Source organism: Aureibaculum marinum (assembly GCF_003813905.1).
Classification (GTDB): domain Bacteria; phylum Bacteroidota; class Bacteroidia; order Flavobacteriales; family Flavobacteriaceae; genus Aureibaculum; species Aureibaculum marinum.
This window is the reverse complement of sequence record NZ_RPFJ01000009.1, coordinates 106607-119614: the sequence shown is the minus strand read 5'-3', so window position 1 is coordinate 119614 and position 13008 is coordinate 106607. Positions and strand designations below refer to the sequence as shown.

Genomic DNA, 13008 nt, shown 5'->3' with positions numbered 1-13008 from the left:
TGGTAACGATTTTATATAAAAAAGATTGCAAAATAGACTAAAGGAGTAGAGGTACTGCTTTAGCATTTTTTAAGAGGTTGCAATCAGTCAAATTATTCCTCTGTGTAATAACGAGGTCAAAGGTAGAAAAATTAATAGCATTAAGAATAAAGTCTTGTTAAATTTTTAGTATTTTTTGTTTAATGTAAGGTTAAAGCAATTGTTTCGTCAACTATATAAAATAGATTTATGAAAAATGGATTGGTGGTATTGTTTTTAGTTGCTTTATTTACAAACTGTTCTTCTTCTAGCGAAGATATGCAAACGGAATTTGAAATGGAACAAGAAATGGAAGAAACTATTGTAAGTAAAGGTTCTTTTGTTTCAGGTGCACATGTAACTTCAGGTAATGTTGCTGTTAGTTCTGACGGTAAACAATTAAATTTTACAAACTTTAAAACTGATAATGGACCAAAATTATTGGTTTATCTTACTACAAATGTTGGTTCTTCAGATTTTGTTTCTTTGGGAGATTTAAAAGGTATACAAGGAAATTATACTTATGCTATACCTAGCAATACTGATATATCTAAGTATAAAATTGTAGATATTTGGTGTGTAGATTTTTCGGTAAGTTTTGGTCATGCCGAATTGAAATAGTAGCTTTTTACTAAAATTTTTATAAAAATAATAAGAGCTTGCAATATATATTGTTTTCAATAAATTCTAAAAAAGTAAAGAAAAAGCTTTGATATGTAAGAATTGTTTTGCAATATTTGCAACGTAAGTTCAATTACTTATTGAAATTGTTATCAAGAAAGGCAGAGGGATTAGACCCGCTGAAGCCTTAGCAACCCTTTAATCTTTAAAGAAGGTGCTAAATTCTACCAAAGTTGAAAAAACTTTAGGATAGATAACTCAGACGAAATTACATCCGGTAATTTTTTATGTATTTCTTAATAACATTTTTCTAAGTACTCTAATAATCCTGAAGGATTAGTTAGTTCATTATATTTTTTTATCTGAGCAGTAAAGCAGATAAAAAATTGATTTGAATTAGCAGGTTTTAGGGTGTTTTAGTACTGTGAGTACATCATATTATATGATGCATTTGACTTTTAACTTTAATCATTTATTAATTTAAAAAGTAAGAAAAATGAGTACAAAAAAATTAGCAACCAATGCGTTGCACGCAGGTCACGACACTACAACAAATGGAGGTACAAGAGCAGTTCCTATTTATCAAACTTCTTCGTATGTTTTTAATGATACAGACCATGCCGCAAATTTATTTTCATTGAAAGAATTAGGTTTTATTTACACACGATTAAATAACCCTACAAATGAAATATTACAAACACGATTAGCAGCGGTTGAAGGTGGAGTAGGAGCCGTAGTTTTTGCTTCAGGTTCATCTGCTATTTCAACAGGGTTATTAACTTTATTAAAAGCTGGTGATCATATAGTTGCATCAAGTAGTTTATATGGAGGTACATTTAACCTTTTAAATGTAACATTACCAAGACTTGGTATAACTACAACATTTGTAGATGCTTCTGATCCTGAAAATTTTGGAAAAGCAGTTCAAGAAAATACTAGAGCCTTTTTTGTAGAGTCTTTAGGAAATCCGAAATTAGATGTATTAGATTTAAAAGCAATCTCCAAACAAGCAAAAGCGGCTCAAGTGCCATTTATTGTGGATAATACAGTTGCAACTCCTGCATTATTAAACCCAATTGAACATGGTGCAAATATTGTCATCCATTCACTTACAAAATATATTGGTGGACAAGGTACATCTTTAGGAGGGGCTATTATTGATGCTGGTACATTTGATTGGACTAATGGTAAATTTCCTGAATTTACAGAACCTTCTGCAGGTTATCATGGTTTGGTGTATAGCGAAGCGTTAGGTGCAGCAGCATTTACTTTTAAATTAATTTTAGAAGGATTGCGTGATTTTGGAGGAGCTTTGAGTCCATTTAATGCTTTTCAAATTATTCAAGGGTTAGAAACATTACCTGTTAGAATAAAACAGCATAGTGCAAATGCTTTAGAGTTAGCTACATGGTTAGAAGGAAGAGATGAAGTGGCTTGGGTAAATTATCCGGGGTTAAAAAGTAGTAAATACCATGCGTTAGCAAAAGAATATTTGCCAAAAGGACAAAGCGGGTTAGTTACTTTCGGTTTAAAAGGAGGGTTTGAAACAGCTAAAAAAGTTACAGATTCTACCAAAATTTTTTCTTTGTTAGCAAATATAGGAGATACAAAATCATTAATAATTCATCCTGCTAGTACCACACATCAACAATTAACTGTTGAGCAACAAGCAGCAGCAGGGGTAATTCAAGATTTAATTAGACTTTCTGTTGGTTTAGAAGATGTTGACGATTTAAAGGAAGATTTAGAACAAGCTTTTGCTGTAATTGATAAAAGTGTTTTAGCTTAATTTTGAGATGTTATTCATGTCGAAACAAAGAATAGTACTGTAATTTCTGATGTTTCGGATGGTAAAGTGATTAATTATTAATGTATGCTATCTAAAATTATTATAAATAATTATACAACTCAATCAGGGGTTTCGTATCCAGAAATCCCTTTGAGTTATCAACTTTTTGGTAAAGAGTTGCACACCGCCCCCATAGTGTTAGTTAACCATGCGTTAACAGGTAATAGCAATGTTGCTGGTAAAGACGGATGGTGGTCAGACTTAATAGGTGATGGTAAAGTAATAGATACCTTAAGATATACCGTTTTAGCTTTTAATATACCAGGTAATGGGTATGATGGTTTTGTAATAGAAAATTACAAAGATTTTGTAGCCAGAGATATTGCTTGTTTATTTTTATTGGGATTAGAACAACTAAAAATTAATAAACTTTATGCTATTATTGGAGGCTCTTTAGGAGGAGGAATTGCTTGGGAAATGGCAGTTTTATCTCCAAAAATTGCCAAACATCTAATTCCTGTAGCTACAGATTGGAAATCTACAGATTGGCTAATTGCTAACTGCCAAATTCAAGAACAGTTTTTATTGAATTCAAAAAACCCAGTACATGATGCTCGAATGCATGCCATGTTATGTTATAGAACACCAGAATCTTTTAAAGAACGTTTTCATCGTTCAAAAAATGAAGAACTTGATGTTTTTAATGTGGAAAGTTGGCTATTGCATCATGGAAAAAAATTACAAGAGCGTTTTCAATTGTCAGCCTATAAATTGATGAATCAATTGCTTAAAACAATTGATGCTTCTAAAGATAATTCTGACAAAATATTAGATACAATCACTGCAAATATTCATTTGGTAGGTGTAGATTCTGATTTGTTTTTTACAGCTGAGGAAAATAGAGAAACTCAATTGAAATTAGCTCAAACACATCCTAATGTTACCTATAACGAGATTAATTCCGTACACGGACACGATGCATTTTTAATAGAATTTGATCAATTAGAAAAAATTATTGAAGGCATTTTTAGACCTTCATCAGAAACAAAAAGAATGAAAATATTAAAATTTGGAGGTAAATCTCTTGCCAATGGTGAGGGTATTAATAAAGTTGTTTCCATAATTAAAGATAAAGTAGCTCAAGGTGAAAGAATAGCTGTAGTTGTTTCTGCAAGAGGTGATGCTACAAATGAATTAGAAAAAATATTAGAACAGGCTGTAAAAAATCAATCATATAAAGAGTCACTAGAATTTTTTAAAAAATATCAGCAAGATGTTTACAATACTGTAGACTTTTCTGAAGAGTTTGCGACCTTAGATAAACTTTTTAATGGAGTTCAATTATTAGGTGATTATAGCAATAAAATTAAAGATCAGGTATTAGCTCAAGGAGAATTATTATCTGTAAAATTATTAGCATCCATTTTAGAAGAACATGGAATAAACTCTAATATTACAGATGCTAGAACCTTAATAAAAACCGATGAAAATTTTGGTAATGCTCAACCTGTAGCTAAAATATCAAAAGAAAATGTGATTGCTCATTTTAAAAAATTTAATGGTTCTACAGTAAATATTGTAACCGGATTTATAGCTTCAAATGAAAAAAATGAAACTACAACGTTAGGGAGAAATGGAAGTAATTATACAGCGGCATTATTAGCCAATTATTTAGATGCAGAAGAATTGCAAAACTATACACATGTAGATGGAATTTATACTGCCAATCCCGATTTGGTATCTGACGCAAGAAAAATTAAAGAACTTTCCTATACCGAAGCTAATGAATTGGCCAATTTTGGAGCAACAATTTTACATGCCAAAACGATTATTCCTTTAATAGAAAAAAACATAAATCTTAGAATACTGAATACATTTAATCCTGATGATGAAGGTACTTTAATTACTGCTCGGTCTAGTTCAGAGGGTATAAAGTCATTATCAGTATTAGAAAACAATGCATTAATTAATTTTGAAGGTCGTGGTTTGTTGGGAAGAGCAGGTGTTGATGCTAGAATTTTTAAAGCATTGGGAGACCAAGATATTAGCGTAAGTATAATATCTCAAGGATCTTCTGAACGAGGTATTGGTTTGGTTGTAGAAGAAGAAAAAGCGAACAAAGCGGTTGCTGCATTAGAAAAAGAATTTGAAAGTGATTTTTATTCTCAAGATGTTAATAAAATTAGTGTTATAGATCAAGTGTCTGTAATCTCTTTAATTGGTATTGATTTAAGTTCGTTTCACAAACCTTTTAATACACTAATTAAAAATCAAATTGTTCCAATATTATTTAACAATACCATTACAGGTAAAAATGTAAGTTTGGTTGTTAAAAAGAATCAATTACATAAAGCCGTTAATGTAATTCATAGTGAGATTTTTGGAATATCTAAAAAAATAAACATCGCTATTTTTGGTCATGGATTAGTCGGAGGAACTTTAATTGACCAAATAATTACTTCAAAAGATGATATTGAAAAACGTAAAGGGATTAAGCTGAATGTTTTCGCTGTTGCTAATTCAAGAAAAGTACTGTATGATAGAAATGGCGTTCACGAAAATTGGAAAAATGCTATTGAAAAAGAAGGAGTAGCTTATCAAGTTGATGATGTAATAGCATATGCTAAACAATACCACTTAGAAAATTTAATAGCTGTAGATAATACAGCAAGTAAAGATTTTGTGGCAAACTATATTAAATTGGCAGAAAACGGATTTGATTTAGTATCTTCAAATAAAATTGGAAATACTATTGAGTTAGATTTCTATGAAGAGTTGCGAAAAGTATTAGCTAAAAATCAAAAGCAATATTTATACGAAACTAATGTTGGTGCTGGTTTACCTTTAATTGATACGATAAAATTGTTACACCTATCTGGTGAAAATATTACTAGAATTAGAGGTGTTTTTTCAGGTTCACTTAGTTATCTTTTTAATCATTTTTCTGTAGAAGACAGACCTTTTAGTGTTATTTTAAAAGAAGCTATAGATAATGGATTTACAGAACCTGATGCTAGAGAAGATTTATGTGGTAATGATGTTGCTAGAAAATTATTAATCTTAGCAAGAGAACTAGATTTAAAAAATGAGTTGGAAGATGTTCAAATTCAGAATTTAATACCTAAGAATTTAAGAACAGTTTCTGCTAATGAATTTTTAAACAGAATTACTGAATTGGATGAGGTGTATACTAATGTAAAACAAAATCAAGAACCTAATTTCGTGCTTCGATATGTTGGCGATTTATCAGGAGATTTGTCTAAAGATGACGGAGCAACTTTAAATGTAAAATTAGACTCCGTTCCCGAGGACAGCCCGTTAGGTCAAGTTAAAGGAAGTGATTCCATTTTTGAAATTTACACAGAATCTTATGGAGAGCAACCTATAGTAATTCAAGGAGCAGGAGCAGGAGCCGCAGTAACGGCTCGCGGTGTTTTTGGAGATGTTTTAAGGTTAGCAGATAAATTAGGATAACCATTTATAATCAATAGTAATACTTACTTATGTCTAAGCATAAAAATTTTGAAACCGAAGCGATTAGAACGCAAATAGAGCGTTCACAATTTTTAGAACATTCAAATCCTCTATACTTAACTTCTAGTTTTGTATTTGAAGATGCTGAAGATATGCGAGCGTCTTTTGCAGAAGAAAAAGAGCGTAATATTTATAGTCGTTTTACAAACCCAAATACTTCTGAGTTTGTTCAAAAAATATGTAAAATGGAAGGTGCCGAAGATGGTTATGCTTTTGCAACAGGTATGTCTGCTATATTTTCCACTTTTGCGGCATTGTTAAATGCTGGAGATCATATTGTATCTTCACGGTCAGTTTTTGGATCTACAAATTCATTATTTAATAAGTTTTTACCAAAATGGAATATTACTACAAGTTTTTTTAATGTAAATGAAGTTGATAATATTGAGCATTTAATTACTTCAAATACAAAAATTTTATATGCAGAAAGTCCTACAAATCCAGCGGTAGATGTTTTAGATTTAGAATTGCTTAGTACTATTGCTAAGAAACATAATTTATTGTTGATAATAGATAACTGTTTTGCTACTCCATACCTTCAAAATCCTATAGCTTTCGGAGCTGATTTGGTAATTCATTCTGCTACTAAATTAATTGACGGACAAGGAAGAGTATTAGGTGGAGTTACTATTGGTAAATCTGATTTAATAAGGGAAATTTACTTATTTTCAAGAAATACTGGGCCTGCATTATCACCTTTTAATGCTTGGGTGTTATCTAAGAGCTTAGAAACTTTAAGTGTTCGTGTTGATAAGCACTGTGAAAATGCCCTAAAAGTTGCAGAATTTTTAGAAGCCCATAACGCCGTAAGTTTTGTGAAATATCCATTTTTACCATCGTACCCTCAATACAAAATTGCAAAAAAACAGATGAAAGCAGGAGGAAACATTGTGTCTTTTGAAATAAAAGGAGGTGTAGATGCGGGCAGAAAGTTTTTAAACACTTTAAAAATGTGCTCGCTTTCAGCCAATTTAGGAGACACACGCACTATTGCAACACATCCGGCATCAACAACACATAGTAAATTAAGTGCCGAAGATAGATTAGAAGCTGGAATTTCAGATGGATTGGTTCGAATTTCTGTAGGATTGGAAAATGTAAAAGATATCATCGAAGATTTAGATCAAGCCCTTAAAAATATTTAAAATTTTAGTACTTTCGCAGTACTATGCTTTCTAAAAAAACAAAATACGGATTAAAAGCACTTGCCCATCTGGCAAGACAAAAAGACAGAACACCAGTTCAAATTGCTACGATTGCTGAAAAGGAAAATATTTCTAGAAAATTTTTAGAAAGTATATTGTTAACACTTCGTAAAAGTGGGTTTCTAGCATCAAAAAAAGGAAAAGGTGGAGGTTATTACTTGCTTAAAAATCCTAAAGACATAAAAATGTCTGATGTGATGCGTATTTTAGAAGGTCCTATTGCATTAACACCTTGTGTAAGTCTTAATTTTTACGAAAAATGTACAGATTGCGTTAATGAAGAAACTTGTGAGGTGCGACATTTAATGCTGGAAGTTAGAGACAGTACCTTAAAAATATTTAACAACAAGTCGTTAGCGGATATGATATAATTACTTACCTTGTATTTATTTCTGATTTTTTTTTCAATGTTAATAGAGTCTCTTATAAAGAAAAAATAATTTATTTTTGTTTATATTAATTTTAGAAAATGCAAAAAAGAACTGTTTTTCAGATGCTCGACAAGGCATCCGTTACCTATAAAGACAATCCTTATTTAAGCCAGAAAAATGATTCTGGTTGGGACAGAGTTACCTTTAGTGAAGCCAAAGAAAAAGCATTACATCTGGCATCTGCTTTTATAGAATTAGGAATTGGATATGAAGATAAAATTTCCATTTTATCAGAAGCAAAAATAGATTGGGTTATTTCAGAATTTGCCACTTTGTATGCAGGTGGAATCATTGTTCCACTTTCAATTAAATTGTTGCCAGAAGAGGTTCCTTTTCGAGTAAATCATTCCGAATCAAAGTTCTTTATAATTTCTGAAAACACCGTTGAGAAAGTGTTAAGTGCATGGAATCTGTATGAAAATAAAAATTTGAAACTGATTCTCTTAGACAAACCTTCATCTAAAATTATTGATATTTGTAAAGCCACTAATTTTGATCAAAGTCAACTGCTTTATATAGATGATTTGTATCAGTTGGGTGCTTCTAAATTTGATAAAAACCTTCAGACTATTCAGAAAATGAAGGAAATTATTAAAGAAGATGATGTAGTTACTATTTCATATACTTCTGGCACAACAGGCAACCCCAAAGGGATTATGCTTACGCATTTGAATTACTATTCAAATAGTTACGATGCTGTAGATACGTTTAAAATTAGAGAATTAATTTCTACCTTAATTATATTACCAACAGACCATTCGTTTGCTCATACCATTGGTCTTTATGCTGCACTTGCACGAGGTATTTCAATTCATTTTGTAGATGCCAGAGGAGGTAGTATGAATGCGTTAAAAAATATTCCTATAAATTTAGTAGAAGCCAAACCTAACTTTTTGTTGACAGTACCAGCATTAACAGGAAATTTTATTAGTAAAATTAGAGATGGAATAAAAGCAAAAGGGCCTTTTATAGAAGGTATTTTTAATCGTGGTATTAAGGCAGGTATTCGAAGAAATGGAGATGGATTTTCAAAACCAGGCTTAGTTGTACAAATAGCCACTTATTTTAATTATATAATTGCTAAAAAATTAATTTTTAAAAAATTAAAGCTCATTTTTGGTTCTGATATAGAGTTTTTTGTTGGAGGAGGAGCCTTATTAGATATTAAACAACAACAATTTTATAAGGCCATTGGAATTCCTGTTTATCAAGGATATGGATTAACAGAGGCCTCTCCAATTATTTCTACAAATACCCCGTTGGATCATAAAATGGGAACTTCAGGTAAACCCTTAAATAATGTGACTTGTAAAATTTTAGATGATAAGGGTAACGAACTGCCTAAAGGTCAAAAAGGAGAAATTTGTATTCAAGGTAATAATGTAATGAAAGGCTATTATAAGAATGAGGAGGCTACTAAAGAAACCTTAAAAAATGGTTGGTTACACACAGGTGATTTGGGATATATTGATCAGGATGATTTTTTAGTGGTGGTTGGTAGAGAAAAAGCATTGTTAATTTCTGAAGATGGTGAAAAGTATTCTCCAGAAGAAATTGAGGAAGCCATTATCAATTCTTCCCAGTTAATTCATCAAGTTATGATTTATAACGATCATAAAAAATATACTACAGCATTGGTTACCTTAAATAAAATGCATGTTATGGATTTTATAAAAAAACATAAAATTTTAGATGCAGAAGTGTTGGTTGCTAAGCTTAAAGAAGAACTGCATGCATTTAAAAAATTACGCGAATTTAATGGAAAATTTCCATCAAAATGGATTCCTTCTAATTTTCAAATTTTAGAAGAAGAATTTTCTGAAGTTAACTTTATGATAAATTCTACGTTAAAAATGGTTCGGCATAAAATAACTGAAAATTATAAAGACAGATTAGATTTAATGTATGTTAAGGATGCTCAAAAGTTAAGTTTAGAAAAAAATGTAGAGGTTATTAATAGGCTCTTCTTTATTGAATAGAACCATACAATATATGTTATAAAAACAGTAAATTGCTAAATTCGAAATTTAAATTTATGCTGGCATAAGTAGTTCTTTTTGCTATATCATTAAGAATATCAGCTATTTGTTATGTAATTAAAGCTATCTTGATATATTTTTGTCAGATAATTAAAAGTTAAAAATTATCTATTTTTTTTATACTATTTTTTTTGTAGTCTAGATATTTCCTCTATTTTTGCACAATATCCCACTAAGTCGATAGGATATAGAGTAAATATAATTTTATATGATACTAGATAGTTTTATAAATAGCCGATTGAAACAAAACAAAGAAACTTCAGAGCCTAAAGAAAAAGTAAAACGAAGTCTTGTTAAAACTGTTAGTTGGCGTGTAATAGGTACACTAGATACTGTTTTTATTTCGTGGCTTATTACGGGTACATTAACATTGGCTATTTCTATTGGTACGTTAGAGTTTTTTTCAAAAATGGTGCTTTATTTCTTTCATGAAAGAGCATGGAATAATATAAAATGGGGAAAGTAATGAACTTAGATTTAGATAAAATAAATAAGGAGTTAAGGTCAAAAACGCCAAAAGAAATCATTGAATGGGCAATTTCAATTGCTAAAAAACCGGTACTTACAACAAATTTTAGACCGTATGAAGTGGCTATTTTACATGCAGTTTCGCAAGTAAAAAATGATATAAACGTAATTTGGTGTGACACCGGATATAACACTCCAAATACGTATAAACATGCCGAAGAAATTATAGAAAAATTAAACTTAAACATTCATTTGTATGTGCCAAAACAAACTGCTGCTCATAGGGATGTTGTGTTAGGTATACCTCATGTTGACGACCCGAAACATAAACTATTTACAGAACAAGTAAAATTAGAACCTTTTAAAAGAGCAATGGCAGAACATCAACCAGATGTATGGTTTACAAATCTTAGAAAAGGACAAACGGCTTTTAGAGATAGTATAGATATTGTTTCTAAAGGAAAAGATGGTGTTATAAAAGTGAGTCCGTTTTATTATTATTCAGATGCTGAATTAGACACTTATTTGTTAGAATTTAAATTACCTAATGAATTTAAATATTACGATCCTACAAAAGTATTAGAAAACAGAGAATGTGGCTTACATGCTTAAACTTGATACAATGAAAGATAATACATCACATATTAACCCATTAGAAAACGAGGCTATTTATATAATTAGAGAAGTTGCAGCACAGTTTGAGAAACCTGTATTGTTATTTTCTGGAGGTAAAGATTCAATTACCTTAGTAAGGTTGGCTCAAAAAGCGTTTTATCCTGCAAAAATTCCTTTCCCTTTAATGCATATAGACACGGGGCATAATTTCCCTGAAACCATTGAGTTTAGAGATCGATTGGTTAAAGAATTAGGGTTAGAATTAATTGTTAGAAAAGTTCAAGATTCTATTGATCAAGGTAAAGTTAAAGAGGAAACAGGTAGGTATGCTAGTAGAAATCAATTGCAAACAACTACGCTATTAGATGCTATTGAAGAATTTAAGTTTGATGCATGTATTGGAGGTGCCAGACGTGATGAAGAAAAAGCGAGAGCCAAAGAACGTATTTTTTCGGTTAGGGATGATTTTGGACAATGGGATGAGAAAAATCAACGTCCTGAGTTGTTTGATATGTTAAATGGTCAAATTGAATTGGGACAAAATGTACGTGTATTCCCAATTTCAAATTGGACAGAATTAGATGTATGGTCTTATATCGAAAAAGAAAATATTGAAATTCCTTCTATTTATTTTGCTCATAAGCGTAAAGTCTTTTTTAGAGATGGATTAATATGGTCGCATTCAGATCATGTTTATCAAGATGACGATGAAGAGGTGTTTGAAAAAGTAGTCCGTTTTAGAACTGTGGGGGATATGAGTTGTACAGCTGCAGTTTTATCAGAAGCATCAGATATTGCTACGGTAGTTCAAGAAATTAGAAATTCTACCATTTCAGAAAGGGGAGCTCGTATTGATGATAAACGTTCTGAAGCAGCAATGGAAAAAAGAAAACAACAAGGATATTTCTAAAAAGTATTTAGCATTTAATAATAAAAACTTAGTACCTAATATAATTACAATGGAAGTTTTAAAAATAGCAACAGCAGGTAGTGTCGATGATGGTAAAAGTACATTGATAGGAAGAATTCTATACGATACTAAATCCTTAACGGATGACAAACTTGAAGCCATTGAAAAAACTAGTAAGCAAAAAGGATATGATTATTTAGATTTCTCGTTGGCTACAGATGGTTTGGTTGCAGAAAGAGAGCAAGGTATTACCATAGATGTGGCTCATATTTATTTCTCTACACCTACAAAAAGTTACATCATTGCTGATACTCCGGGCCATGTAGAATATACTAGAAATATGGTTACAGGAGCATCTACCTCACAAGCGGCTATTATTTTAATAGATGCAAGAAAAGGTGTGATAGAGCAAACTAATCGTCACTTTTTTATCAATAATTTATTGAGAATTAAAGAGGTTATTGTTGCTATTAATAAGATGGATTTGGTAGATTTTTCTGAAGAGATTTACACGAAAATAAAGACAGATTTTCAAGCCTTAATGGAAAAGAGAGATTATCAAAGTCAAAAAATTACTTTTATTCCCGTAAGTGCATTAAAGGGAGATAATGTTGTTAATCCATCAGAAAATATGCCTTGGTATAACGGAAAAACGTTGTTAGAGCATCTAGAAAATCTTAAGAATCAAGATATTTATAATGTAGGTACACCAAGGTTTCCTGTTCAATATGTAATTAGACCTAAAACAGATAAATTTCATGATTTTAGAGGGTATGCTGGAAAAGTATATGGAGGCGAATTAAATGTAGGAGATAAAATTGTAGTTTTACCATCACAAACTACATCAACTATAAAAGAGATTTATTTTTACGACCAAAAGTATCAGACGGCCTCACGACGATCTTCAGTTACCATTACCCTAGAAGATGACATAAATATTAGTAGAGGCGATATGATTGTTAAAGCTGGCGATTTACCAAAAATTGACAAACAGTTAACTGCCAATATTTGTTGGATGGATTCTAAACCATTACTGCCAGGTTCAAAATATGTTGTTCAACATGGAGTCAATAAAGTATTGGGTCGGGTAGATGCTATTCATCATAAAATTCATCCTGACTATTCAGGGATAGATTCAGATGTTGATAGTTTACAGGTTAATGATATTGCTTCTGTTACCTTAAAATTAAACAAACCTATATTTTATGATGAATTTAAAAATCATAGAACCAACGGTTCGTTTATTCTAATTGATTCTCAATCTAATCATACAGTTGGAGCAGGATTTATAAGTTAGATATTAATAGCATTGCTAAATTGGTAGTCTATTTCTTTAATCAAATAATCTACTAAATCGATAGGAAATATAGTGTAAATA

General features: G+C 31.0%; 10 protein-coding genes and 1 riboswitch. All 10 genes read left to right on the top strand.

What is annotated here, in order from left to right; translation table 11 throughout:
- The first annotated feature begins 228 nt into the window (after positions 1–228).
- The 10 genes from EGM88_RS08105 to EGM88_RS08060 all read left to right on the top strand — a co-directional run bounded on the left by EGM88_RS08105 (position 229) and on the right by EGM88_RS08060 (position 12927).
- Complete coding sequence (locus EGM88_RS08105; protein WP_123897470.1) at positions 229–639, top strand: DM13 domain-containing protein; 411 nt, start codon at positions 229–231, stop codon at positions 637–639.
- A gap of 146 nt (positions 640–785) precedes the next feature.
- Positions 786–899, top strand: a riboswitch (SAM riboswitch).
- A gap of 236 nt (positions 900–1135) precedes the next feature.
- Entirely contained in the window at positions 1136–2428 is a 1293-nt protein-coding gene (locus EGM88_RS08100; RefSeq protein WP_123897469.1) for an O-acetylhomoserine aminocarboxypropyltransferase/cysteine synthase family protein, read from the top strand.
- An 84-nt stretch (positions 2429–2512) separates the two neighbouring features.
- Positions 2513–5902 (top strand): bifunctional aspartate kinase/homoserine dehydrogenase I, encoded by a 3390-nt coding sequence (gene thrA, locus EGM88_RS08095; RefSeq protein ID WP_123897468.1) that lies wholly within the window; start codon positions 2513–2515, stop codon positions 5900–5902.
- 29 nt (positions 5903–5931) lie between these two features.
- Positions 5932–7107 (top strand): trans-sulfuration enzyme family protein, encoded by a 1176-nt coding sequence (locus EGM88_RS08090; protein WP_123897467.1) that lies wholly within the window; start codon positions 5932–5934, stop codon positions 7105–7107.
- A 23-nt stretch (positions 7108–7130) separates the two neighbouring features.
- Entirely contained in the window at positions 7131–7538 is a 408-nt protein-coding gene (locus tag EGM88_RS08085; RefSeq protein ID WP_123897466.1) for an RrF2 family transcriptional regulator, read from the top strand.
- Positions 7539–7636: 98 nt separating this feature from the next.
- Positions 7637–9577, top strand: a complete 1941-nt coding sequence (locus EGM88_RS08080; protein WP_123897465.1) for an AMP-dependent synthetase/ligase — start codon at positions 7637–7639, stop codon at positions 9575–9577.
- A 268-nt stretch (positions 9578–9845) separates the two neighbouring features.
- Positions 9846–10103, top strand: a complete 258-nt coding sequence (locus tag EGM88_RS08075) for a DUF2061 domain-containing protein (RefSeq protein WP_123897464.1) — start codon at positions 9846–9848, stop codon at positions 10101–10103.
- Positions 10103–10717: a phosphoadenosine phosphosulfate reductase domain-containing protein gene (locus tag EGM88_RS08070; RefSeq protein ID WP_123897463.1), complete on the top strand. Its 615-nt coding sequence runs from the start codon at positions 10103–10105 to the stop codon at positions 10715–10717. Before EGM88_RS08075 ends, EGM88_RS08070 begins: the two co-directional genes overlap by 1 nt.
- Positions 10718–10727: 10 nt before the next feature.
- A complete protein-coding gene (gene cysD / locus EGM88_RS08065) occupies positions 10728–11630 on the top strand; it encodes a sulfate adenylyltransferase subunit CysD (protein WP_123897462.1) in 903 nt (300 codons plus the stop codon).
- Positions 11631–11679: 49 nt separating this feature from the next.
- Entirely contained in the window at positions 11680–12927 is a 1248-nt protein-coding gene (locus tag EGM88_RS08060; RefSeq protein WP_123897461.1) for a sulfate adenylyltransferase subunit 1, read from the top strand.
- Positions 12928–13008: the final 81 nt, after the last annotated feature.